Source organism: Sphingomonas sp. 7/4-4 (assembly GCF_027941955.1).
GTDB lineage: Bacteria > Pseudomonadota > Alphaproteobacteria > Sphingomonadales > Sphingomonadaceae > Sphingomonas.
The window spans coordinates 4,112,750-4,136,107 of the sequence record NZ_CP115960.1 but is presented as its reverse complement, the minus strand read 5'-3'; the positions used below and the strand labels follow the sequence as shown (position 1 = coordinate 4,136,107).

24 protein-coding genes and 1 pseudogene are annotated in these 23,358 nt (G+C 64.9%); 11 read left to right on the top strand and 14 right to left on the bottom strand.

Annotation, left to right across the window (positions count from 1 at the left end; all coding sequences use genetic code 11):
• Positions 1-23: 23 nt before the first annotated feature.
• The gene (locus PIB19_RS21180; RefSeq protein WP_271238917.1) at positions 24-920 is read right to left on the bottom strand and encodes a LysR family transcriptional regulator; all 897 of its coding nucleotides are present in this window, start codon (positions 918-920) and stop codon (positions 24-26) included.
• A gap of 301 nt (positions 921-1,221) precedes the next feature.
• Here PIB19_RS21180 and PIB19_RS21175 point away from each other — a divergent pair, with 301 nt between their 5' ends.
• From PIB19_RS21175 to PIB19_RS21165, 3 genes are all read left to right on the top strand, one after another.
• Positions 1,222-1,956 carry an SDR family NAD(P)-dependent oxidoreductase gene (locus tag PIB19_RS21175; protein WP_271238916.1) on the top strand — a complete coding sequence of 245 codons (735 nt, stop codon included), beginning with the start codon at positions 1,222-1,224 and terminating at the stop codon, positions 1,954-1,956.
• Positions 1,957-1,996: 40 nt separating this feature from the next.
• Positions 1,997-2,599, top strand: coding sequence for an NADPH-dependent F420 reductase (locus tag PIB19_RS21170; RefSeq protein WP_271238915.1), 603 nt, complete (start codon positions 1,997-1,999; stop codon positions 2,597-2,599).
• A gap of 205 nt (positions 2,600-2,804) precedes the next feature.
• Positions 2,805-3,617, top strand: a complete 813-nt coding sequence (locus PIB19_RS21165) for an SDR family NAD(P)-dependent oxidoreductase (protein ID WP_271238914.1) — start codon at positions 2,805-2,807, stop codon at positions 3,615-3,617.
• Between the two features lie 22 nt (positions 3,618-3,639).
• Here the strand turns inward: PIB19_RS21165 and guaA are convergent, their stop codons facing one another.
• From guaA to PIB19_RS21145, 4 genes are all read right to left on the bottom strand, one after another.
• Complete coding sequence (guaA, locus tag PIB19_RS21160) at positions 3,640-5,196, bottom strand: glutamine-hydrolyzing GMP synthase (protein ID WP_271238913.1); 1,557 nt, start codon at positions 5,194-5,196, stop codon at positions 3,640-3,642.
• Between the two features lie 60 nt (positions 5,197-5,256).
• Complete coding sequence (locus PIB19_RS21155; RefSeq protein WP_271238912.1) at positions 5,257-5,631, bottom strand: endonuclease domain-containing protein; 375 nt, start codon at positions 5,629-5,631, stop codon at positions 5,257-5,259.
• Positions 5,632-5,923: 292 nt separating this feature from the next.
• On the bottom strand, positions 5,924-6,982 hold the full coding sequence (locus PIB19_RS21150; protein ID WP_271238911.1) for a serine hydrolase domain-containing protein: 1,059 nt from the start codon (positions 6,980-6,982) through the stop codon (positions 5,924-5,926).
• Between the two features lie 150 nt (positions 6,983-7,132).
• Positions 7,133-7,609: a MarR family winged helix-turn-helix transcriptional regulator gene (locus PIB19_RS21145; protein ID WP_271238910.1), complete on the bottom strand. Its 477-nt coding sequence runs from the start codon at positions 7,607-7,609 to the stop codon at positions 7,133-7,135.
• 140 nt (positions 7,610-7,749) lie between these two features.
• Between PIB19_RS21145 and PIB19_RS21140 the strand changes: the two genes are divergently transcribed.
• Complete coding sequence (locus PIB19_RS21140) at positions 7,750-8,175, top strand: organic hydroperoxide resistance protein (protein ID WP_271238909.1); 426 nt, start codon at positions 7,750-7,752, stop codon at positions 8,173-8,175.
• 29 nt (positions 8,176-8,204) lie between these two features.
• The gene (locus PIB19_RS21135) at positions 8,205-8,993 is read left to right on the top strand and encodes an alpha/beta fold hydrolase (RefSeq protein WP_271238908.1); all 789 of its coding nucleotides are present in this window, start codon (positions 8,205-8,207) and stop codon (positions 8,991-8,993) included.
• Between the two features lie 314 nt (positions 8,994-9,307).
• Here the strand turns inward: PIB19_RS21135 and PIB19_RS21130 are convergent.
• The 4 genes and pseudogenes from PIB19_RS21130 to PIB19_RS21115 form a co-directional block, all read right to left on the bottom strand.
• Positions 9,308-11,415, bottom strand: a pseudogene (locus PIB19_RS21130) (prolyl oligopeptidase family serine peptidase).
• A gap of 38 nt (positions 11,416-11,453) precedes the next feature.
• Positions 11,454-11,876: a 50S ribosomal protein L17 gene (gene rplQ / locus PIB19_RS21125; protein WP_271238907.1), complete on the bottom strand. Its 423-nt coding sequence runs from the start codon at positions 11,874-11,876 to the stop codon at positions 11,454-11,456.
• A 218-nt stretch (positions 11,877-12,094) separates the two neighbouring features.
• A complete protein-coding gene (locus PIB19_RS21120) occupies positions 12,095-13,279 on the bottom strand; it encodes a terminase large subunit domain-containing protein (protein WP_336297214.1) in 1,185 nt (394 codons plus the stop codon).
• 192 nt (positions 13,280-13,471) lie between these two features.
• Positions 13,472-14,032, bottom strand: a complete 561-nt coding sequence (locus PIB19_RS21115; protein WP_271238906.1) for a hypothetical protein — start codon at positions 14,030-14,032, stop codon at positions 13,472-13,474.
• 474 nt (positions 14,033-14,506) lie between these two features.
• Between PIB19_RS21115 and PIB19_RS21110 the strand changes: the two genes are divergently transcribed.
• Positions 14,507-15,535, top strand: coding sequence for a hypothetical protein (locus PIB19_RS21110; RefSeq protein WP_271238905.1), 1,029 nt, complete (start codon positions 14,507-14,509; stop codon positions 15,533-15,535).
• 84 nt (positions 15,536-15,619) lie between these two features.
• Here PIB19_RS21110 and PIB19_RS21105 read toward each other — a convergent pair whose 3' ends face one another.
• From PIB19_RS21105 to PIB19_RS21095, 3 genes are read right to left on the bottom strand one after another with little or no spacing between them, the layout of a single operon-like run.
• Positions 15,620-15,829, bottom strand: coding sequence for a hypothetical protein (locus tag PIB19_RS21105; RefSeq protein ID WP_271238904.1), 210 nt, complete (start codon positions 15,827-15,829; stop codon positions 15,620-15,622).
• Positions 15,830-15,883: 54 nt separating this feature from the next.
• Positions 15,884-17,653 (bottom strand): hypothetical protein, encoded by a 1,770-nt coding sequence (locus PIB19_RS21100; protein ID WP_271238903.1) that lies wholly within the window; start codon positions 17,651-17,653, stop codon positions 15,884-15,886.
• Positions 17,538-18,113, bottom strand: a complete 576-nt coding sequence (locus tag PIB19_RS21095; protein WP_271238902.1) for a hypothetical protein — start codon at positions 18,111-18,113, stop codon at positions 17,538-17,540. Before PIB19_RS21095 ends, PIB19_RS21100 begins: the two co-directional genes overlap by 116 nt.
• Before the next feature lie 383 nt (positions 18,114-18,496).
• Between PIB19_RS21095 and PIB19_RS21090 the strand changes: the two genes are divergently transcribed.
• Genes PIB19_RS21090 through PIB19_RS21080 form a run of 3 tightly spaced genes read left to right on the top strand, consistent with a single transcriptional unit; the run spans position 18,497 to position 19,865 of the window.
• Complete coding sequence (locus tag PIB19_RS21090; RefSeq protein WP_271238901.1) at positions 18,497-19,132, top strand: DUF1326 domain-containing protein; 636 nt, start codon at positions 18,497-18,499, stop codon at positions 19,130-19,132.
• 47 nt (positions 19,133-19,179) lie between these two features.
• Positions 19,180-19,461 carry a copper chaperone gene (locus PIB19_RS21085; protein ID WP_271238900.1) on the top strand — a complete coding sequence of 94 codons (282 nt, stop codon included), beginning with the start codon at positions 19,180-19,182 and terminating at the stop codon, positions 19,459-19,461.
• Complete coding sequence (locus PIB19_RS21080) at positions 19,458-19,865, top strand: DUF2182 domain-containing protein (RefSeq protein WP_271238899.1); 408 nt, start codon at positions 19,458-19,460, stop codon at positions 19,863-19,865. The genes PIB19_RS21085 and PIB19_RS21080 overlap by 4 nt, the downstream gene beginning before the upstream one ends.
• Here the strand turns inward: PIB19_RS21080 and PIB19_RS21075 are convergent.
• Entirely contained in the window at positions 19,862-20,098 is a 237-nt protein-coding gene (locus PIB19_RS21075; RefSeq protein WP_271238898.1) for a hypothetical protein, read from the bottom strand. The two genes, PIB19_RS21080 and PIB19_RS21075, sit on opposite strands and share 4 nt — an antisense overlap.
• Positions 20,099-20,381: 283 nt before the next feature.
• Between PIB19_RS21075 and PIB19_RS21070 the strand changes: the two genes are divergently transcribed.
• Together PIB19_RS21070 and PIB19_RS21065 are read left to right on the top strand one after the other, a co-directional pair.
• Complete coding sequence (locus PIB19_RS21070; protein WP_271238897.1) at positions 20,382-21,392, top strand: ImmA/IrrE family metallo-endopeptidase; 1,011 nt, start codon at positions 20,382-20,384, stop codon at positions 21,390-21,392.
• Positions 21,392-22,480 (top strand): beta family protein, encoded by a 1,089-nt coding sequence (locus PIB19_RS21065; protein ID WP_271238896.1) that lies wholly within the window; start codon positions 21,392-21,394, stop codon positions 22,478-22,480. Before PIB19_RS21070 ends, PIB19_RS21065 begins: the two co-directional genes overlap by 1 nt.
• Positions 22,481-22,772: 292 nt before the next feature.
• On the opposite strand, the gene PIB19_RS21060 is transcribed toward PIB19_RS21065, so the two are convergent.
• Positions 22,773-23,156 carry a sce7726 family protein gene (locus PIB19_RS21060; protein ID WP_271238895.1) on the bottom strand — a complete coding sequence of 128 codons (384 nt, stop codon included), beginning with the start codon at positions 23,154-23,156 and terminating at the stop codon, positions 22,773-22,775.
• Positions 23,157-23,358 lie beyond the last annotated feature (202 nt).

The following is a 23,358-nucleotide window of genomic DNA, read 5'->3' as shown; positions in this document are numbered from 1 at the left end:
TGCACTCGGCGACCTGCCCGGCGTCAGCCCTGCGTTACGGACAGCCCCGCGAGAAGCGGCGCGTAGGCGGCGAGCCTGCGGGACACGAATTCCGTGAAGAGCCGCACGCGCTTCGTCTTGCGTGTCTCCCCCTGTGTGAGAAGCCAGAGCGTTCCGTACAGATGCAGGTCGGTTCCCGGCACCCGCACCAACAGCGGATCCGCATCACCGACGAAGCACGGCAGTGTCGTGATTCCGAGCCCTTGCCGCACCGCGGCGAGCTGCGCCTCGGCGTCCGTGGTCCTGAAGGGAACCCCGCTGGCGCGAACCTCACCCTCGCTGGCCCAGTCCGGAATGCCGTGCATGCTGATGACGATCCACCGCATGGGATCGGGCGCGCCCGCACGCCACGCGGCCAGCCGATCGCGGGACATGTATACGGCGCCGAACACCTCCGGTCCCTTCAGGCCGTGGAGATTGAGCGGCAGCGTCTTGCGGTCATAGACGACGCGGATCGCCACGTCGGCCTCCCGGTTGGTCAGGTTCGCCAGTTCGCCGGACGACAGAATGTCCATCTCGATGTCCGGATGCAGGCGCGCGAAATCGGCGAAATCCGGCATGAGCAAATGGGTCGCCAGGGGCGGCGCCAGCGTCACCCGCAAAAGCCCGCGCACGCTCTGGTCGCGCCCGAAGACCCGCGTCTCCAGCTGGTGCGACGATGCTTCCATCTGGTTCGCGAGCTCGACGACCTCCTCGCCCGCAGCCGTCAGGCGGTAGCCCGACGGCAGCTTCTCGAACATCTGCGCGCCGAGGCGTTCCTCGAGCTGGGCGATGCGCCGCAACACGGTGGCGTGGTTCACGCCCAGGTGCCCGGCGGCGGCCCGCACCGAGCCGCCGCGCGCGACGGCAAGAAAATAGCGGACGTCATCCCAGTCGATCATGGTGCAATCTTGCACCGAACGATGCGTTTTCCAAAGCCCCTCCCCTTCAGGGGAGGGGTTGGGGGTGGGGCGTGTCCGTCTCACCGAGGCGCCGGGCAATGAGGATAGGCCCCACCCCAACCCCTCCCCTGAAGGGGAGGGGCTTAAGAAGACTGAATGTCGATGGCGTCACGCGCCCAGCCGGATCGATTTCGCACCACCGATGTGCGCACTTCCGCACTCAATGCCCGACTGCGGCGGACCCATGTTCCGTCTCTCGGGGCTTCCCCGAACAACCGAAGACGGAACGTAAGGAAAAATCATGGGTAAGCTCGAGAATAAGGTCGCAGTCATCACGGGTGGATCGAGCGGCATGGCGCTGGCGAGCGCCAAGCGGTTCGTCGAGGAAGGCGCCTATGTCTTCATCACGGGCCGGAGGCAGGAGGTGCTGGACGAGGCCGTCAAGCTGATCGGCCGGAACGTGACCGGCGTGCGCGGCGACGCGGCCAATCTCGACGATCTCGACCGCCTGTTCGACACGGTCAAGCGGGAAAAGGGAAAGATCGACATCCTGTATGCAAGCGCCGGCGTGGGCGAAGGCGTTCCGCTGGGCGAGATTACCGAGCAGCATTTCGATACGGCCTTCAACCTGAATGCGCGTGGCACGCTGTTCACAGTCCAGAAGGCGTTGCCGCTGTTCAACGATGGCGGATCGATCTTCATGACCGGGTCGGTCGCCTCGATCAAAGGCTTCCCCGGCTACAGCGTCTATGCGGCGAGCAAAGCGACGTTGCACGCCTTCGCACGCGGCTGGCTGAATGAGCTGAAGGGCCGGAATATCCGGGTGAACGTGCTGCACCCGGGGCCGATCGCCACGCCGATGCAGGACGCGGTGCTCACGCCGGAAGCGAAGCAGATGTTCGAATCGCTGATCCCGCGGGGAACGATGGGTCTTCCCGAGGAAATCGCGGCGGCCGCGCTGTTTCTCGCGTCGGACGATTCGAGCTTCGTGAACGGCGTGGAACTGGCGGTCGACGGCGGCTTCTCGGCCATCTGAAGGGCCGGGAATCCACATCAACACCGATTGGAGAAATATCATGACCTATGCGATCATAGGATTCGGCAAGATAGGCCAGGCGCTCGCCCACGCCTTCGCCCGCAAGAACGTGGACGTGACCGTCGCGAGCCGGCGCCCGCCCGAGGCCTTGGCGCCCCAGGCCCGGGCGATCGGCCCCACGATCGTCGCCCGGTCGCTGCAGGAGGCGCTCGAGGCCGACACGATCTTCCTCGCAATCCCCTTCTGGGAGCATCGCGAGCTGGCAAAGGCCCTGCCGAGCTGGGAAGGTAAGACGGTTATCGACGTCACGAACAGCTTTGGCGTTTCCCCTGAAGAGCTGGACGGCCTCCCCTCCTCCGCCTTCATCGCCAAGGCGTTCCCCGGCGCCAGGCTCGTCAAGGGGTTCAATCACCTGGTTGCGCCCATCCTCGCCACCGATCCGGTCGTCGAGGGCGGGCACCGCGTCGCCTTCCTGTCGAGCGACGACGCGGACGCGATTGCTCCCGTGGCGGCCCTGGCCAAACAGCTCGGCTTCGCACCCGTCACGCTGGGCAAGCTGGGCGAGGGCGGCGCGCTGGTCCACGCACGCGGCCGCATCTGGGGTCCGCTCATCTTCCAGGATCTGTTCAAGAAGGAACAGTAATCGACACCGATAACCGGTCGCGCGCCACCTTCGAGCAGCGCGCGACCGGATCTTTGGAGACCACAAAGGCGCGCGGGCCTACCGCTATCACCAGGAGCGGGTCGAAAGCCTCGCCCGGTCAGCGGCGGCTGAAGCCGCAAGGAAAGCGAGTTGACGCCCCTGTCCTCGCTCCCCAGATTTCAATGCTTTCGGAAGATGAAATACCATGAATATCGAACTCAAGGCCCGCAAGGCGATCGTTACGGGGTCAACGGCGGGCATCGGCCGTGCGACGGCGGAGGGACTGGCCCGTGCCGGCGCATCGGTCGTCATCAACGGCCGTGGAGAAGCCCGGATCGACGAAGCGGTGCGGCAGATGCGGAAAGCCTTTCCCGATAGCCATATCTCGGGCATCGCCGCCGATCTTGCGACAGCGGAGGGTGCCGAGGCCTTGATCGCGCAGGCGCCGGACGCCGATATCCTTGTGAACAACGTAGGCACGGCTCACATCCGGGACTATGAAGGCATCGAGGACATCGCGAAGATCCCCGACGAGGACTGGCTCGGCCTGTTCCAGCTGAACGTGATGAGTGGCGTGCGCCTGTCTCGTCATTACCTGCCGCGGATGGTGGCGAAAGGTTGGGGCCGCGTCGTGTTCGTCAGTAGCGAATCCGCAGTCAACATCCCCAAGGAAATGCTCGACTACGGCATGACCAAGACAGCGCAACTCGCGGTTTCGCGCGGGCTTGCCGAGGCGGTCGCGGGCACGGGCGTCACCGTCAACGCCGTCCTGCCGGGACCCACCCGCTCCGAGATCCTGGGCGACTTCATGGCGAAGCAGGCCGAGGCAAACGGGATCACGCTGGAGGAAGCCGAGCAGGGCTTCCTGAAGGCGATGCGCCCGACCACCCTCATCCAACGCTTCGCGACCACCGATGAGGTAGCCAACATGATCGTCTACGCATGCTCGGAGCAGGCTTCGGCGACAACCGGCGCGGCCTTGCGGGTAGATGGCGGCGTGGTCCGTTTCGTCGCTTAGCGGGACGTCTGCCGCACCGCCCTCACTCCCACTCGATCGTTCCCGGCGGCTTCGACGTATAATCATAGGTCACGCGGTTGATCCCGCGGACCTCGTTGACGATGCGCGTCGCGACCCGCGGCAGGAAGTCGCCGGGATATTGGAACGCGACTGCGGTCATGCCGTCGGTCGAGGTCACCGCGCGCAGGGCGAGGACGTAATCATAAGTGCGGCCGTCGCCCATCACCCCGACGGTGCGCACCGGCAGCAGCACCGCGAAGGCCTGCCAGATCGCGTCGTAGAGCCCGGCGTTGCGGATCTCCTCGAGATAGATCGCATCGGCTTTCCGGAGGATGTCGCAGCGCTCCTTGGTGACTTCGCCGGGAATGCGGATCGCCAGCCCCGGCCCCGGAAACGGGTGCCGCCCCACGAAGATGTCGGGCAGCCCGAGCTCGCGACCCAGCGCACGGACCTCGTCCTTGAACAGTTCCCGAAGCGGCTCGACGAGCTTCATGTTCATCCGCTCGGGCAGGCCGCCGACATTGTGGTGGCTCTTGATCGTCACCGAAGGCCCGCCGGTGAAGCTGACGCTCTCGATCACGTCCGGGTAGAGCGTGCCCTGCGCGAGGAAATCGGCCCCGCCGATCTTCTTCGCCTCTTCCTCGAACACTTCGATGAAGGTCTTGCCGATGAACTTCCGCTTGGCCTCGGGATCGGTGACCCCCGCGAGCCCGTTCAGGAACAAGGTCTCGGCGCTCACATGGACGAGCGGGATGTTGTAATGGTTACGGAACAGGCTGACGACCTGATCGGCCTCGCCTGCCCGCAGCAGTCCATGGTCGACGAACACGCAGGTGAGCTGGCTGCCGATCGCCTCGTGGATCAGCACCGCGGCGACGGCGGAGTCCACGCCGCCCGAAAGCCCGCAGATCACCCGGCCCGAACCCACCTGCTCGCGGATCTCGGCGATCTTGGCCTGCCGGAACTCGGCCATCGTCCAGTCGCCCTGCAGCCCGCAGACGTGGCGGACGAAATTGGCGAGCAGCCTCGCGCCGTCGGGGGTGTGGACCACCTCCATGTGGAACTGGGTGGCGTAATAGCGCCGCGCATCGTCGGCGACGACTGCGAAGGGCGAACCGGGGCTCACCGCGACCGGGCGGAAGCCGGGAGCGAGCTCGGTGACCTTGTCGCCATGGCTCATCCACACCTGGTGGCTCTCGCCCTCGGCCCAGAGCCCGTCGAACAGCACGCAGCTATCCTCGATCTCGATGAAAGCGAGCCCGAACTCACCCGAATCGCCGAGCTGCACGGTGCCGCCCAGCTGATGCATCATGACCTGCTGGCCATAGCAGATGCCGAGGATCGGCAGCCCCGAATCGAAGATCTCCTGCGGCACCCGCGGGCTGCCTTCGTCGAGCACCGAGGCCGGCGAGCCCGAGAGGATGATCCCCTTGGGCTTCATCCGCGCGAATGCTTCGGCGGCGGCGGTGAAAGGGGCGATCTCGCTATAGACCCCGGACTCGCGCACGCGGCGCGCGATCAGCTGGGTCACCTGGCTCCCGAAATCTACGATCAGGATTGAATCGGCATGATGTTCCATGCCCAGCGCGCATAGCAGAACCGCGCCGCGTGGGAAGGGCGTGGCGGCGGGTTACGGCGATCAATTCTCGAATCTGTCCCGGCGCTCGATCGCGACCGCGATGATCTGGCGAACCACCCCTTCGAGGTTGGTCAGCACCTCCTTCGCCGGATAGCGCAACACCCGCACCTCTTGCGAGGCTAACCACGCGTCACGGACCGCATCCCGCGCGGGACGATCGCCGCGCGCATGTACCTCGCCATCGACCTCGATCGCCAGCATTGCGGGCGCGCAATAGAAATCGAGCACATAGCCACCCGCCGAATGCTGTCTGCGAAAGCGCAGGCCCATCTCGTTCCGGCGAAGCGCGAGCCACAGGCCGATTTCCGGCGGCGTCATTTCCTTGCGCAGTCGCCTGGCATTGCGTCGGCCGTTTCCGCTACCTTCGAGACGCATCGCCGTCCGCCCCCGCACGCCCCCTGGCAGGGGAAGGACTATGCGGGATTGAGCGGCGGCAAACCACCATTTCCGGCTGTTCGGACATTCAGATCCTCCCCCGCCAGGGGAGGTGGCGCCGAAGGCGTCGGAGGGGAGGTAAGCAGCACACTCTCCAATTGAGCGCAGTGCTTCCTCCCCTCCGTCAGGCTGCGCCTGCCACCTCCCCCTTGCGGGGGAGGATTGAAAGTCCTCGCTCGCCTGAATGTGATACCGCCCGGCTTCGGCGGAGCCTCGCCACCAGCCCCGGAACTCAGCGTGCAGGCATCGCAAGCGCATCGGCAATACGTCCCGCGATGTCGGATAGCCTGCCCTGCGCGGTGTCGCTCGCGTTGTTGGCGAGCACGACCACGCCGAGCCGCCGCTCGGGATAGAGCAGCATCACGCTGGCAAATCCCCAGGTTCCGCCCGAATAGCGCAATTGCCGCCCGCCGCCGGGAAGCTCGGTCGAGATCCAGGTGAGCCCGACCCATGTCTTCCTGTCGAGCGTGAACCAGGTGCCCTTGTGGCTCAGCGCCACCGCCGGGTCCTTCTCGTCGAGCTGAAGCGCCGCGTAACGCAGCATGTCGGCAGTCGAATAGCGATAGCCGAAGCTCTTGCGTGGCAGCACGGCGGTCTCGCGGCCTTCGCTGTCATAACCGGTGGCGGCAACACCCGCGCTGACGCCCAGCGGCCTCTCGAACTCGCGCGCCAGAAGTGTCTCGTAAGGCACGCCATAGATGCGTTCGAGCGCATAGACGAGCAACTGCGCCGCGGCGTTGGAATGCGCGACATCGGCGCCGGGCTTGCCCTTGGGCGACACGCCACGCAGCGCTTCGAGGAACTGCGCTTTGGTGTAGGCCGTCATTGCGCGCGCATGTTTCGCCCGGCCGGGATCGGGTTCGAGCGCGGAGAGATCGGGGATGTTGTCGGGCAGCGCCGAGGTCATGTTGGCGAGATGAAGCAACCGAACCGGCTCGCCTTCGAATTCCAGTTTCGGATAGCTGCCGTCGAGATATTTCCGGACATCATCGTCGAGGCTGGCCTTGCCGGCGATCACTGCGCGGGCAAGCAGCAGGCTGGTGATCGTCTTGGAGATCGATCCGATCTCATACGCGGTATCGGCGGTGGGTGCCGGGCCGCCCTTCGCGATCGAACCGAAATGCCAGCTGGTGACCTTGCCGTCGCGGACGATGCCGATCGAAAGGCCGACGCCCTTCTCCGCCGCCAGATAGTCGGCGCCGGCGCTGCGGGCTACCGCGTCGACCGGAGCCTGCTGGGCGAAGGCCGGCGTCGCCAGCATGAGGATCGCGATAACCGCCCGTGTTAGCATCAGCCCCTCCCCTTTACCGGGAGGCTGACCTGCGAAAGCTGTCGCTGCGATGAACGAGGTCGCGAACCGCCCGTCAGCGGGAAAACGCTTAGGGCGGCGAACGTCCGCTAACGCCCCAGTTGCGGACGTGACAGCAATCGAATTCCACAATTACGGGCCGGTGCGAGCGATGCTCCATTTGCCGGTGTCGCCATAGAGCGCATCACGTAATTCCCTGACGTTTCGGTTCAATTCGCCCAAGCGCTCCGGCAACTGGCCGGATGCCGCCAGCAGGGCTTCCCCAAGGCATCCCGCCTGCGGCTGGAGCGCGCGGCCCCGTTCGGTCAGCTCGATCACGACCTGCCGCTCGTTGTCGGGATTGCGCGTCCTGCGTACCAGCCCGGCCGCCTCGAGCCGCTTGAGCAGAGGGGTGAGCGTGCTCGATTCCAGCGCGAGCTGTTCGGCGATTCCGCCTACGGTCTGCCCATCCTCCCGCCACAGGATGTTGAGCACCAGATATTGGGGATAAGTCAGCCCGAGCTCGTCGAGCAGCGGCTTGTAGAGGCGCTGGATGGCCATTCCCGCCGAGTAGATGGCGTAGCAGAGCTGGTCGTCCAGCGGCAGCGGCACATTGGTTTGGGCGGTCATCATGGCTCCTTGGGCCTTGATATAGCACGCTTCTCGCAAAAATACATATCGCGATAAGAATTATGTTGCGACTCGGTAGGCCATCGGTTAGATAACGTTTATCGCGATAAACATTATCGCTTTATCAAAGGAACTGACCGATGAACATTCTCTATCGCACCGAAGCCACCGCCACTGGCGGCCGCACCGGACAGGCCCGCACCGCCGACGGCACCCTCAATCTCGCGCTCGTCACCCCCAAAGAGCTCGGCGGACCGGGCGGCGAAGGCACCAACCCCGAGCAGCTGTTCGCCTCGGGCTATGCCGCCTGCTTCCTGGGCGCGCTCAAGTTCGTCGCCGGCCAGCGCAAGGTGAAGGTCGCCGAGGACAGCAGCGTCACCGCCGCCGTGGGCATCGGCAAGCGCGACGACGGCCAGGGCTTCGGCCTCGATGTCGCGCTGACGATCGTGCTGCCCGGTGTCGACCCGGAGGTCGCCCGCGAGCTGGTCGACCAGGCGCATGTCGTCTGCCCCTATTCGCATCTCGCCCGCAACGGCCTCGACGTGCGCCTGTCGCTCGCGGCCTGAACCCCTCTTCCTCCGAAAGGAACCTTGCGATGATCAAGAGCATCCGAAATATCCTCGCCGCCGCCGTCGCGACGGTCGGCCTGGCCGGCGTCGCCCATGCGCAAAGCGCGGCCACGCGCGCCGCCGAAACCCGGCAGGTGCGCAACGTGGTCCTGGTGCACGGCGCCTTTGCCGACGGCTCGGGTTGGCGCGGCGTCCATGACGCGCTGACCGCGCGCGGCTATCGCGTCACCATCGTCCAGAACCCGCTGACCTCGCTCGCCGACGACGTCGCCGCGACCCGGCGTGCGCTCGACCGGCAGGACGGTCCCGCCATTCTCGTCGGCCATAGCTGGGGCGGCACCGTCATCACCGAGGCGGGCGTCCACCCGAAGGTTGCCGGGCTCGTCTATGTCTCGGCACTTTCGCCCGACGTCGGCGAGACGACGGCGCAGCAATATCAAGGCTTCACGACGCGGCCGGAGTTCGTGATCGACACGCATGGCGACGGCTTCGGCTTTCTGCGGCCAGCGAATTTCAAGGCTGCCTTCGCCGCCGATGCGAGCGACGCGGATGCCGCCTTCCTGCGCGACTCCCAGGTGCCGATCGCCATGTCGGCGTTCGGGACCAGGCTCCAGCATGCTGCCTGGCGGAGCAAACCCAGCTGGGCGGTGATCGCGACCGACGACAGGGCGTTCGACCAGCGGATGCTGCAATCGATGGCCAGGCGCATCGGCGCCGACATCACCGAAGTTGCGGCCAGCCATGCGGTCTTCATGACTCAGCCGCGGGTCGTCGCCGACGTGATCGAGGAAGCGGCGAAGGGCGCGGCCAAGTGATCCGCTGAAAACGGCCCGCGATCGAACGAGGCGCCGGGCGGCGCATGCTGCCCGGCGTTTCGTCGTGTCCAGGACGTATCGACATTCAACCCATACTTCCCTCGCCCCCTGCAAGGGGAGAGGTTGCGCAGACTTAGGTTTTGCGAAGCAAAGCCTTAGTCGGAGCTGGGTGAGGGTGCGGCTGCGCAGCAGCCGCGCGGAGCTTCGCTCCGCTCTACCCCTCACCAACCTTCGCTAGGCAGCAAGCTGCCAAGCTGCGGTATCCTCTCCCCTATCAAGGGGAGAGGGAGTTTTAGGTCGAATATCGATACGCCCTAGCGCCCCTTCACCCCCAGCCCCGTCCACTCAGCCGCAAACGCCCAGATATCCGCTGCTTCCTCGATGATCTTGTCGGTCGGCTTGCCCGAGCCGTGCCCGGCGCGGGTCTCGATGCGGGCGAGGTGCGGCTTGGCGCCGATCTCGGCGGCCTGGAGCGCGGCGGTGTATTTGAAGCTGTGGCCGGGGACGACGCGGTCGTCGGTGTCTGCTGTAGTGACCAGGATCGCCGGATAGTCCCGGCCGCCGCGCACATTATGATAGGGCGAATAGGCGAGGAGGCGGTGGAAGTCCGCTTCCTCCGACGGGCGGCCGTAATCGTCGACCCAATAGCGGCCGGCGGTCCAGCGATCGAAGCGGAGCATGTCCATCACCCCCACCGCCGGGAGCGCCGCGGCGAACAGATCGGGCCGCTGGTTGACCACCGCCCCGACGAGCAGCCCGCCGTTCGAGCCGCCCTGGATGGCGAGCTGGCCCGCACCCGCGATCCCCTGCGCGATCAGATATTCGCCCGCCGCGATGAAGTCGTCGAAGCTGTTCTGCTTGTTGGCGAGCCGGCCGCCATCGTGCCACGCCTTGCCATACTCGCCGCCGCCGCGGATATTGGCGATCGCGACCACCCCGCCCTGCTCCATCCACGCGATCCGCGACGAGGAGAAACTGGGCGTGAGCGGGATGTTGAACCCGCCATAGGCATAGAGCAACGTCGGCGCCGGGCCGGTCACATCCTTCCGCCGCACGACGAACATCGGCACCCGCGTGCCGTCCTTCGACGCATAGAAACGCTGCTCGACATGATAGTCGGCGGGATCGAACAGCAGCTTCGGCGCGGCCCAGGGAATGCTCTCGCCGGTGGCGATGTTGAGCCGGTAGATCGTCGTCGGATCGTTGAAGCTGGTGAAGGCGTAGAAGGTCTCGGGATCGTCCTGCTCGCCGCCGAAGCCCGAGGCGGTGCCGATGCCGGGGAGCGCGACGGGCTCGAGCCGGGTGCCGTCGAGCGCATAGCGGCGGATCTCGGTGCGCGCGTCGACGAGGTAGCTGGCGACGAGGACATGGCCGACGATAGCCGCGCCCTCCAGCGTCGCCTTGTCCTCGGGAACCAGCGCGTGCGCCTCGGGATGCTCGCTGGCGCCCACATCCATCGTCACGATGCGCATGCGCGGCGCATGGCTGTTGGTGGTCCAGTAGAAGCGCGTGCCCACATTGCCGGCGAGCGACCAGTGATGATTGAGGCCGTGGACGATCGTGCGCGTGGGCCAGGCCGGGTCGTTCAGATCAGCGAGCGTGATCTGATAGCGATCGTCGGTGCCTTCGCTGGTGGTGATCACCAGCCAATGCCCGTCATCGGTGATCTGGGCATAATGGCTTTGGGTCGGATGTGCCGGAGTCTCGTAGACCAGCCGGTCGGCCGATTGCGGCGTGCCGAGGCGGTGGAAGAAGATCCGGTGGTTCTCGTTGAGTGCCTGGAATTTCTCCGCCTCGGCGACCTCGGGATAGCGCGAGTAGAAGAAGCCGCTGCCGTCCCTGGCCCAGGCGGCGGCGAGCGTGAACTTCATGCCGTGGACGACGTCGCCGGTCTCCTTGCCGGTCGCGACGTCGAGGACGTGCGCCACGCGCCAGTCGCTGCCGCCGTCCTGCACGGCGTAGAGCAGATGCTCGCCATTGTCCGAAGGGCCCATTCGGAGAGCGCGGTGGCGCCGTCCGCGGACCAGCCGTTCGGATCGATCAGGACGCGGCCCTCATTGTTCAGGCCCTCGCGGACGAACAGCACCGCCTGGTTCTGCAGGCCGCTGTTGTGCATGTAGAAATAGCGGCTGCCCTTCTTCTGCGGCAGGCCGAAGCGCTCATAGTCGAAGAGCTGCTTGATGCGCGCGCGGAACCAGTCGCGGCCGGGCAGCGTGGCGAGATAGGCGTCGGTGACGGCGTTCTGCGCGGCGACCCACTCCGCCACCTGCGCGTCGTTCCGCACATCGTTCTCGAGCCACCGATACGGATCCGCCACCTGTACGCCGAACTGTTCGTCCACCACGTCTTCGCGGCGGGTTTCGGGATAGGCGATCGGGTCGGTCACGGCAGGCTCCACAACGAGAAAAGGCCGGTGCCTGATGGCCCGGCCTTTTCCCTAATTCAACCGTGACGGCGCGATCAGGCCGCTTCGTCGAAGTCCTCGTCGATCAGCACCGGACCCGAATCCTGGCCCTTGGCCGAGACGTCGCGATCGACGAACTCGATGATCGCCATCGGCGACGCGTCCGACGCGCGGATGCCGGCCTTGATCACGCGGGTGTAGCCGCCGTTGCGGTCGGCGTAGCGCGCGGCCAGCACGTCGAACAGCTTGACCAGCTGGGCATCGTCGAGAAGGCGCGAATGCGCGAGGCGGCGGTTCGAAAGGCCGCCCTTCTTGGCGAGCGTGATCAGCTTCTCGATGTACGGACGCAGTTCCTTCGCCTTGGCGACGGTCGTCGTGATCTGCTCGTGCTTGATCAGCGCGGCGCTCATGTTGCGGAACAGGGCGATGCGGTGAGCCGAGGTCCGCTGAAGCTTACGGCCGCCTACGCGATGGCGCATGATATCTTCCTTCGTTCGTTAAGGGGCCGTATCAGGAACCCCAGACCAGGCAGCATCAGGTCGCCGCCGAAAACCGAACGCGCCCTCAACCCGATCCGCCCCGCAGAGTCAAGGTAAACTGACTCTCGGCTCTCCCCGCGGCGCGATCGCCAGCGCCCAGATCGCCCAGACCATCGCGTCCGCCCGATCCGGCGAAGCACCCGCCACGCGCCCCGGGGTCAGCGTCCCCAGCTCCGCCTCGAGTTCGGGAAACCGCCCCGCCAGTCGCGCCTGCCCGCATTCGAACCGGGCCGCCACCGGCTCGGCCCGCGTCCCCTTCCCCGCGTCGCGCTGACCAGGGTCACCGGCAGCGCCCGCCCCGCGCTGCGCAGCACGCTCGCCACCATGTCGCCGCCCTGGTTCTTCTCCGCCACCACCCGGTCGGCACCATGCGCCTCCACCGCCGCGGCCACCCGCGCCGCCCAGCCCTCGGGCGAGAGCCCGCCCGCCGAGTGATCGCCCAGCACATGCACCACCCCTTGCGCATCCAGCCCGCACGCCACGATCCCGCATGTGCCCGCCGCGCTCGCCGGCGGATCGACTCCGATCACCACCCGCACCAGGTCCTCCGCCGCCGGCGCCGCCCCGCGGCTCGCCTCGATCAGCGTCACCGGCCACAGGGTCCCCTCGAGATCCTCGGCGAGCAGCCCCTCGATCTCCTGCCGTCCCAGCAGCGTGCCGCCATAGGCCGCGAGCACTGCCTCCAGATAGGCGTCGGGCAGATGCGGGTTCGCCCCCGTCGCCCCGCCGGTCTGCGCCGCCCCCGCCAGCACCGCCTTGAGCGCATCGCTGCCCGCGCGCGGCGTCGTCGTCACCAGCGCGCGCGGCGCCTCGCCCACGCGCAGCCCCAATTGCAGCATGTCCCAGGTCGCCTTCGGGTGCCGCCACTTGGCGAGTTCGTCGCACCAGGCGAAATGGTGTTCGGGCCCGCGCAGCGCATCGGGATGCGCCCCCGAAAAGAGCGTCGCCTCGGACCCGCACGGAAACACCAGCCGCTTCAGGCTCGGTTCGAAGCGCGGCCGCTCGCCCCGTTGGTCCGCCACCGCCAGCAGCCCGCTCGGCCCCTCCACCATCACCCGCCGCGCTTCCTCCGCGGTCGCCGCCACCAAGGCGATCCGCACCGGTTCCGCCGCCGCGCGCACCAGCCCGCGCACCCATTCCGCCCCCGCCCGCGTCTTGCCGAAGCCGCGCCCGGCCATCACCACCCAGGTCCGCCAGTCGCCGTCGGGCGGCATCTGCCCGTCATGCGCCCATTCGCTCCAATCCGAATCGAACGCCCGCACCTCCGCCTCGCTCAACGTCGCGAGCAGCCGCGCCCGCTGCCCCTCGCTCAACCGCCGCACCGCCTCCACCAACTCGCCCATCGCCGCCTCCCGTCGTTCAACCTCTGCACATTCAGGCGCGCGAGAGCCTTCAATCCTCCCCGCCAGGGGAGGTGGCGCCGAAGGCGACGGAGGGGAGGTAAGCGGCGCGCTCTCCAATCGAGCGCAGTGCTTCCGCCCCTCCGTCACGCTGCGCGTGCCACCTCCCCTGGCAGGGAGGATTTGAATGCCGACCTACTCCGCCGTCCCCGCCTCACCGCGCCCCGCCGCCGTCCGCGCATCCACCCGCTCGATCGCCGCGACCTTCCGCAAGATGCTCGCCCGCACCGCCCCCAAATCCGTCGGCTTGGCGCGCGCGTCGTAACGCTGCGGCGCCCCGCCCCGCGCCGACGCGCGGTGGAGCCTGAGCAGGTTCATCGCCTGATCGACGGTCATCCCCGCCGCCAACGGCGGCCCTTCGCCAACAAGCGCCGACGGCGGCGCCTCCCCGGCGACCGCCCCCGCCACCGCGCCCGCCCCGGAGAGCGCGTCGCACGCGCCCGCGATCAGCAGCGCCTCGATCCGCGCATAGCCCTGGTCGAGCGCCGCATCCCACGCCGCGCTGAACCCCGGCCACGCCGCCCGCCGCTTGTAGATGGCGGTGGTCGAGAACCCCGCCGCCGCGGCCGCCGCGCGCACATTGGCGGTCGCCGCCAGCTCGCCGAGAAACCTTGCCTCCGCCTCCTGCGACCAGCGCCCGGTCGCCCGGATCACCTGCGCCTTGCCGTTCTTGTCCTGCCGCAAACCCCGCCCCACCGGCGGAGCCCCGCTCCTCGCCTCGCCGCCATGACCCACGCTCCCCACAAACGAAAACGCCGCCCGCGCGATCGAGGCGCAGAGCGGCAATGTTCTTGGTTTGTACCAGATCAGCGCGACGATGTCAAGGATTTATCCTATTTGGTTATCACACGCGCTTGGTCGCTCAGGGCCGCATGCTGCCGGCCTGCTGGTTCAGATACCGCGAAAGCAAACGTTACCGCACCGGGCCAGCGAATGGCGCCTTCTTCAATAAAATAGGCAGACTATTTCCTAACATAAACAATATAACCAAAGTTATACTTGGATAACATCTTATATCTCTAGTTCCGTATCAGGTCACATTTACACCACAAAGCCGTTAACCTCCTATTTACTATCGTGTTTACTAGTCGCAGGATTTGAACAGCCCCCGATCCAACTGCGAGTCGTGGACAGGGAGATGTGAATTCGCGGAAAAAATAGGAGTGGATCATGATACCGACCTTTCGAGCCTCTGCCAGTGCGATCATCGCGCTCGCAGTCTCCGTCGCCCCGATTCCGGCATTTGCCGCGGTCACCCTTGTCGATCCGACGCCGGCGGCCGATCCCGGGCAGGTTGTTCTTCCCGGAATGCAGACCACCTGTGACGCCGCGGCAATGGTGCACGACACCGATGGTGCAGGCGGCGACATCTGGTCCGGCCAGGTGGTGCTCGGCCCGGTGACGCTGGCTGCCGGACCTGTCGAAACCGGCACCCACTCGATCACCGACGCGATTGCCGGCACCCTCGTCGGCGCCGGCACCTTCACCCCGGCGCATGTCGAGATTCTCGGCGATCCGTATCGCAACGGCGGCAGCGTCAACATGTTCGGGATCAAGCAGGCCGTCGGCGGCCATTACAGCGCCAGCACCTATGATTTCATGGGAACGTTCAAGACGACGTATGCCCATGCGTTCAGCTGCGACATCCTCAAGGCGGTCTATCATGCCGCCGTGGACATTTTCCATCCGGCGGTCGGCATCTACGTGATCGCCGGTGACTTCGGCGAGTCCGAGGATGCGGTCCGGGGCAATTGCGCGGCCTTCACCAGGCAAGGCGAGGATCCGCTGAACCTCCCGACCTGGTGGGGCGACCCGTTCCATGGCGGCAGCGACGCCAATCCGCACTGCATGTTCCAGGGCACCGCGGCGTACACCGAACACCATGATGCGTATAACGATCCGGCGACGCTGCAGGGCAACGAAGCGCAGACTGCGATCAACGTCGACCAGACCAATGCGCTCCGCGCGCATGAGGATGCCGGCGCAGGCTTCGACACCAGCGCGACGCTGATCATCGGTCAGGTCGTGGTCTGCATCTCGCCGAGCAAGACCGGGACGAAGCTGCCGGGTGCCTGGGCCAAGCAGAACGGCTATACCGGCGATAAGTGCACGACCGTCTGGTATAATGGTGGCGCGACTGTCGGGGTTCCGAACCTCAACGACGGCAGCCACAATTGGGTCACGGTTCCGGTGGTCTGATTTAGCCGGCTTACCGACTTCAAGAGCCTCGCCAGGGAACACTGGCGGGGCTTTTGATTCCGGCGGCGGCCAGCGCGGATCGGCTCAGAATACCTTGCGAAGTCCGATCGTGATCACGCGCCCGAGCGGGTTCAGCAGATAGGGCTGATACCGTATCGGTGTCAGTCCGTTGCCATCACGAACCCGCTGCTTCGAATCCAGCAAATTGGTCACCGCCAGCGACAAGCGCGCGCCTTTCAGAACAGCGTTGCCCGGCACCAGCGTGCCGAGATCGGCGAAAAGCCGCATATCCATATTGGTCTGCGGGGAAAAAACAGGTCGCTTGGCGAGGAGTCTCGGACGACTTGATCAGCGTTTCGCTGCGCCAGGTACCGTAAAGCTGCATCCCCACGCCCCGGCCGGCGAGATTGGCCGAAACCCGGACGGTGTGCCGGGCCAGGCCTCCGCCATATCCAGTCGCTCCCCGGCCAGCAGATCGATCTCGGGCAGGCCGAGCTGGGCACGGCGCACGCTGCGGAGAATCCAATTGTGCTCGATACTGAAATTGAAGCGCGGCCGGCCGTCGAAGGAAAAGGCGCCGTCGGAATCGCTGCGCGAGCCGGCCGCGCGTTCCGGGCCGGGCTTTCCGAGCGAACCATGAAAGTCGATCCGCGCGTGCAATTGGTCGCTATTGTCGTACGCGAACGCGACCGGCCGGCTGTCGACGATCGTCAGAACGCCGTTGGCGTCGCGAACGAAGCGATCGGGAAATGCCGTCTGGACCTGCGCGTTGACGGGAGGGAGCGTCGACTGGAGACTCGTCGTTCGCCGGCTGGAATATTCGGCGGTCAGGATGAGATTGGCGCTGTCGAAGGGCAGATAGGTGCCCCCGACCGACCAGATCCTGCGCCGGGCAACGGGCAAATCGGGGTTGCCCCCGGTAATGTAGCGGACCTGGACCGTCTGTCCGGTGACGAAGTCGAAGATACGGTAATTTTCATAGACGATCTGCGGGTCGCTGAGCGTCTGGGCCGAGGGCGCCAGCCGTTGCATGTCGAACGCGCCGCGGAAATTCAGCGATCCAGCCGGTTGCCACGCCAGGCCGGCGCCGAAATCCTCGACGGTCCCGATCCGGTTGAGCCTGCGGATCGCTCCATTGAGGTCCAGTTCCAGATCGCCGATCGGCGACTTGTCGCTGAGGAGCGGAACCTGAAGGTTGCCCGAAAGTGCGGCTTCGTTTCGCGTGAACCCCGTCGCGTTCGGCACCGACAGGAACTCCCACCGCCCGTCGAGCCGATCCGTCCGTACCGCCGCCGTCACCGCGGCGCGCATCGCGCCCGCCGGCAGCTCCAGCACTCGCCCGGAGAGCGTCGCCCGCAGCGACGCATTGTCGCTGCGCGAACGTGAAAAATTGTACCGGGTCAGTGTCAGGCCGGCGGGCAACGCGCCGAACGGATCGACCGTGCCGGCGCTGATCGCGGCCTGGAGCGGGGCGGGATCGAAGGCCGCCTGGCTATCGGTCCTGGCGGCAAGGTGTTGCCAGTTTCCGGCAAGGCGCAGGTTCCAGCCGCCGATCGGCGTCGTGAAATCGCCGCCAAGCTCGAGATTGGCGTTGTGGCCCTGCTGGCGCAGCGCGTCGCCAACGTAGCGCGCGATCCTGACATCGCGCGTGAACGGCGAAAACGGCGACCCGGCCGGCAGCGTCAGCGACACGCCCGCAAGGCCCGATTGCGAGTCCGTGTTCGCCCATTCCGCGCGCGCGTTGAGCGAGAGCGCCGTCTTCCCCCATTGTCGCGCAATATTGCCGTTCACCGAGAAGATGCGCTTGCCGGCGGCAAGCGTGCGAAAATCGCGAACATCGGTAAAATTGGGCCGGTTGCCATTGGCTGCCAGCGCACCCAGGGTCGGCGCCGCGTTGCCGGCCGGAACCGGTGCGACAATGACCCTTTGTCCCGCCAGCGCGCTCAACGCCGGATCGATCTCCGCTCCCAGGATCGTCGACGCGAAGATATTGCCGCGACTGTCATAGGGTGCCGTCAATGGCTCGCTGACGATGTCGCGGTCGCCTTCGAACAGCGGATCGACGCGTTCGCTGCGGAAAACCAGGCTGTCGCGATTGCCGCCCTTCAGCCGCAACAAGTTGATCTCGGCTTTGTAGCTCCGCCCCGCACCGGCGGTTGCGAAACTCCTCGGCATTTCCGGTGATCTGCCGGTGGTCATTCTTGAGCACCACATTGATCACCCGCCGGGTCGGACGTTCGCCCAGCCGACCGGCCACGCGTCGCGGCAACACCTGGATCTTGCGAATTGCCTCGGTCGGGAGGTCGTTTATCGTGTTCAGGCCGCTGGTTTCCCGGCCATTGATCAGGACCACGGGGCCTTCCCCGGACGCATCGGCCGCGCCGCCCACCTGATCGAGCAGGTCGCCGACGCTGTTGGCGCCGTACGCCGCGATATCGCCTTCGTTGAGCTCGTTTTCCGGAGGGACCCCCGGCAACACGCCCAGCCGGGGGCCGTAAACGACGATGTCATCGGCAGTCTGCGGCTGCTGATCCTGAGGGCCATCCGTTTTGTCTGCCCTTGCCGGCTGCACGGCCACAAGCCAAAGAGGAAGACAAAGTGTCACCCTGAAATATCTCGGGTACCCCATCGCTTAATCTACCAAATCGTAGATACTTCACCAAGATATATGTTGCCTAGTAGGAATACCTAATCGACGTTACTGGTGTCGTTTCGACACAAATCCCGACATATCCAACTACGATGCGCGCCTAGGATGATATAACTAAGGTTATACCTATCGCCTGGAGGTATACCGGCACCGGCTGAAAATCGATTACCTGTTCAGCCGATCAAATAGCGCCCCGAGCGCACCGATAACCAGGCCCCCTGCGCCCGCCCGGTAAACCCATCGCGGATTACGATTCCGAAAGCGAAGTAGACTATGCTAAGGAAGCGGCATTCCTCTCGGCGGAGGCCGCCATGACTCATTGGGAATTCAAGGGCCGCGAGCTGGTCAACTGCACCTGCGAGTACGGCTGCAACTGTCAGTTCAATGCGTTACCTGACAAAGGCCACTGCCACGCGGTTGCCGGCATCCAGATCGACGAAGGCCATCATGGGGAAACCCGCCTGGATGGGCTGAGGATTGGCGCCATCTTCAAATGGCCAGGCGCGATCCATGAGGGCAATGGCGAGGCGCTGGCGTTTGTCGACAAGCGGGCCGACGAGGCCCAACGCGATGCGTTGTTGCGGATCATGACGGGCCAGGACACCGATCCGTTCGCAACCATGTTCGCGGTCTATGCCTCGACCATCACGACCATGCACGCGCCCGTGTTCACCGACATCGATTTTGAGGTCGACGTCGAGGGTCGACGCGGCCGGCTGAGCGTTTCGGGCTATGTCGAGATGACGGGCGAGCCGATCCGCAACAAGGTCAGCGGCGAGGAGTCGCGGGCGCAGATCGTTCTTCCCGCGGGCTTCGAATATGAAGTCGCGGATATCGGGAGCGCCTCGAGCCGGACGACCGGCGGGCCGATGCAGGTGGAATTTGGCAACAGCTACGGCCAGTTCGCCAATCTCCACCTCAGCAGCCACGGAGTGGTGCGCAGCTGAGCGCGCCGTCGACCGTCGCCGAGCGGATCGCGCTGCGCAGTCGCGCGGTGACGATCCTGGGACTTGCCCTGCTGGCGTTGCTTGCCTGGGCCTATCTCCTGTCGGGTGCCGGAATGCCCATGATGCAAGGCATGGCCATGGCACCGCCCGGCTTCGCGACCGTTGCCGCAATGTGGTGGGTGATGATGGTCGCGATGATGATCCCGGCCGCGGCCCCCACCATCCTGATCTACGCCCAGGTGCACCGGCGCTCGAAGGGCATCGAGACCCCGCCCCCACGGCCGCCTTCCTCGGCGGCTATCTCGCATGCTGGCTTGGCTTCGCGGTGATCGCTGGAGCGCTGCAATCCTGGCTCATCTCTCCGATGTCGATGGCGATCGGCAACCGCCGGGCCGCAGCGGCGCTGCTGATCATTGCAGGACTCTACCAGCTCTCGCCGCTCAAGAACGCCTGCCTGGGCCGCTGCAGGTCGCCTGCGCAATTTCTCAGCCGCCACTATCGCCCGGGCGCATTTGGCGCTCTCCGGCTCGGCCTGTTGCACGGTGCCTATTGCGTTGGCTGCTGCTGGTTGCTGATGGCACTGTTATTCGTCGGCGGCGTCATGAACCTCATTTGGATAGCCGGGCTGACCCTGGTTGTTGCAGCGGAGAAGCTTCTTCCCGGCGGCCGTTGGCTTGCAGCGATTGCCGGCATTGCGATGATTCTCTGGGGAGCTGCCTTGATGATTGGTTAGCTCGCATAGCCCTGGTCGAGCGCCGCATCCCCCGCCGCCCCGAACCCCGGCCACGCCGTCCGCCTCTTGTAGATGGCGGTGGTCGAGAACCCCGCCGCCGCGGCCGCCGCGCGCACATTGGCGGTCGCCGCCAGGTCGCCGAGAAACCTAGCCTCCGCCTCCTGCGACCAGCGCCCCGTCGCCCGGATCACCTGCGCCTTGCCGTTCTTGTCCTGCCGCACGCCCCGCCCCACCGGCGGAGCCCCGCTCCTCGCCTCGCCGCCATGACCCACGCTCCCCACAAACGAAAATGCCGCCCGCACGATCGAGGCGCAGAACGGCAATGTTCTTGATTTGTACCAGATTAGCGTGACGGTGTCAAAGAAATTCACCTATTTGGTTTAAATCTGGACGTATGGAGACCTCTTGCATCCGCTGATCGCCTTAAAGCTTTCGGTGAACTGATGAGATCTGCCGTTGTCCTCGAAGGACTGCAGCAAAGATGACGTCGTGCGGCATATGCGGTAAGCGTGCCTTATGACGATCGAGAGCAGCGACAGAAACGACCAGCGCCAGCCGCCCTCGTTGCGATGGACGATCGGAGTACCGATTCTTAGCGCGGTGATTGCCTCATTCGTGACGGCCGCCATGTTCCAAGGGCAGATCAACATTCTACCTGAGAACATCAGCTATACTGACTTGGCTGCGGTCGTACTAAGCGCAGTCACCATCATCCTTGCCGTCGTCGCGCTCGCTGTAGGCGCTTTGGCGATCATTGGATGGCGCGCCTTCATGAAGATGGCTGAAGCGACAGCCAAGAAAGCGGCTGTTCCGGCGGCCACTGGTGCGGTCGAGACATATATGGCGACAAGCGCCGAGCAGCTCTTGGTGCAGCGCGCCGAAACGGTGGCGTTGCGGGTAATCTCGCCTGAGCGGCTCGAGCAACTCATCCGTGAACAGATCGATACACTACTGATTGGCAATCCTGCCGACGACGAGCTTGATGAGGATGATATCGCTGAGGCTGAATTAGAAGAGGGAACGCAGATGAGCAGTGAGAGCTACGCTTGGCGCAAGCTAAGCGACGCTGATCGTGCGGCCGTCCTCCGTTTCCAAGAACAGACACCCGTGGATCTTGCAGGTTTGGCGCGACATTTTGGCTTGACGGTAAAAGCTGCCACACTTGACCCGGGTAAATCTGGCGAGATCCGGCCCGATGGTGCCGGCAGCTATATCATCAAGGTCAATCGCCATGATAGCGCCGGTCGGCAGCGGTTCACAGTCGCGCATGAAATCGCTCATTTCTTGCTCCATCGGGACCATATTGGCGCCGGCATCACAGATGACGCCCTTTACCGATCGAACCAGAGCGACCAAATCGAGTGGGAGGCTAACCGTTTGGCAGCAGATATTGTCATGCCAACCAAGGCCATCCGTGAAGCTATCGCTACAGCCGAAAAATTAGGCATCTCAAACTATCGAGACGAGTTGGCAGATCGTTTCCAGGTTTCACGCGCGGCAATGGGCATCAAGCTAGGAAACGATTGATGGCCGCGCTCCGCTCATTCGCTACGATTCCTTACCTTCCGCTACTCTCATTGCGACCGGCGGAGATGCGGGCGCTGCAGGAACTGCCGAACAAGACGAAAGATCGCATGCTGCCGGTCATCGGTCTCCGACCTTGGCTGGCCGCCAATTTGCTGGAGAAGGGGCTTGAGCGTTTGGCGGAGGCGTACGGCCCTCGGCCGACGATCGTCTCAATCGACGCGGCCGAACTAACCGACAAACCTCGCCCGGTGCATGCCGAACTTGCAGCGTTACGGCAGTCTGCTGGAGGGTATGGCAATTGGTGTTCTTTTATTACCGCCCGACCTCATTTCATCCCCGCTATCCAGATTAGTGACGCTGCCCAGATTGGCGTTCAGGTAAGCCGCTTCCATGAACTCGGTCGGGGGCTCGCGATCGTGGTCGGGAGCGGCGCCTTGCAGGGTCTGCAGCCGCTGGCTGCGACGGTTGGTCAAATGACTAATGGCGGACTCGATACGTGCTTCGTGCTCGACCTCGGGAAAGGGTCGCGTGACCCGCTCCAATTAGCAGTGCTGGTCGTTGGCTACTGTAATACCATCCGGCAACACTGCCCATCCGCCGCAATTGCGATTTCGGCATCCTCGTTTCCGGCTGACTTCACGTCGATCAACCACCAGGAAATATACGAACGAACACTTTACCGATCCGTTCGCGACCAACTCATCGGCGGAACCCTAATCTACAGCGATCGGGGAAGCGCGCGTTACGAACGGCAGACCGGCGGCGGCGGCTTGCCGAAGCCTCGGATCGACTATCCGTTGGACGGCTGGTGGTTGTTTTACCGAACGGAAACAGAAGGCTTCGCAGGTTATCGAAACCGAGCACAGGCGCTGATCGCGGCAACGGACGCCAACAACAATCGTTTTTTTGATGCCAACTTACGGGTCTGGGGCACCCAAATGATCGAGCGGACGGCAGGGAACGACACCACTGCCATAAAAACTCCCGCACGCAGTACGGCCGTCCGCATCAATCTACATCTGCAGCGACAGACCTTCTTCGGCGACCAAGCAGGTCTCTATGATACTGAGGATGATTGGGGCGGCTGAATGGCTGCTGCGGCCGCGTTCATCTGCGTGGCCCAATCTGCCCACATGGCTTCGGCCGCGACGGCCGAGGCTCGAGCGCGCTCGCGATCGGCGTGGAAGCGACTGAGTAATGCAACATCCTCACCTCGTATGGTGCGGGAACGCACAGCATCCCAGAACGCAGCGCTCGTCGCTGCATATCGGCGCCGGAAGGCTGCTTCGAATTGGGCGCGCTTAGTGGCGTCGATCATGTCATCGGATTCGCCGGCTACACTTTCCAAGACGCGGAGAGCGCGGCGCTCATCCTCAGCGGTCAGGAGATGCAGAAGCCAGTGACCGGCGATTCTGCGATCCTCCCCGTCGCGTGCTGCTGCCACTCGCCAAGTGACTCCTGCCGCCACACGCAGGCTCCGTGTAGGTCGATATCACGAAGCCCTCTGAGATGCTTAGGTGCCACAATTAAGATCGTACGGTCGAAATAGCGAGCGTAGCCTTCCATCTGGCTCGGTAGACGCTTGAGGCTGTCGGCTGCGCTCTTGATTTCTACTCCGTAGAAACATGTGTCGAGCACCGCGAGATCAGCCCTGATCCCCGTCCCATTTAGCGAGAACTCGCTGGTCACCACTGGCAGGTCGCGACCGCGGCATTCGCGCCGGATGCGGGTCAGAACCGCTGCTTTGATGGCATTTTCATCCATGTCTCACTCGCGGGGGACCGATGAAGCGATGTCTCCGAACTGTCAACGACATCATCGTGACGCGGTCTTGCTCCCATGTCTAGGCCGCCACCGCAGCCACAAAAAGGCCGCCCCTCGCGGGACGGCCCTTCCTGTTACTTCGCTCCGGTGTCCGCCGCGGCAAAGCCGCGTCGTCGGTCAGGCCTGCGGCCCGCCGGCCGGG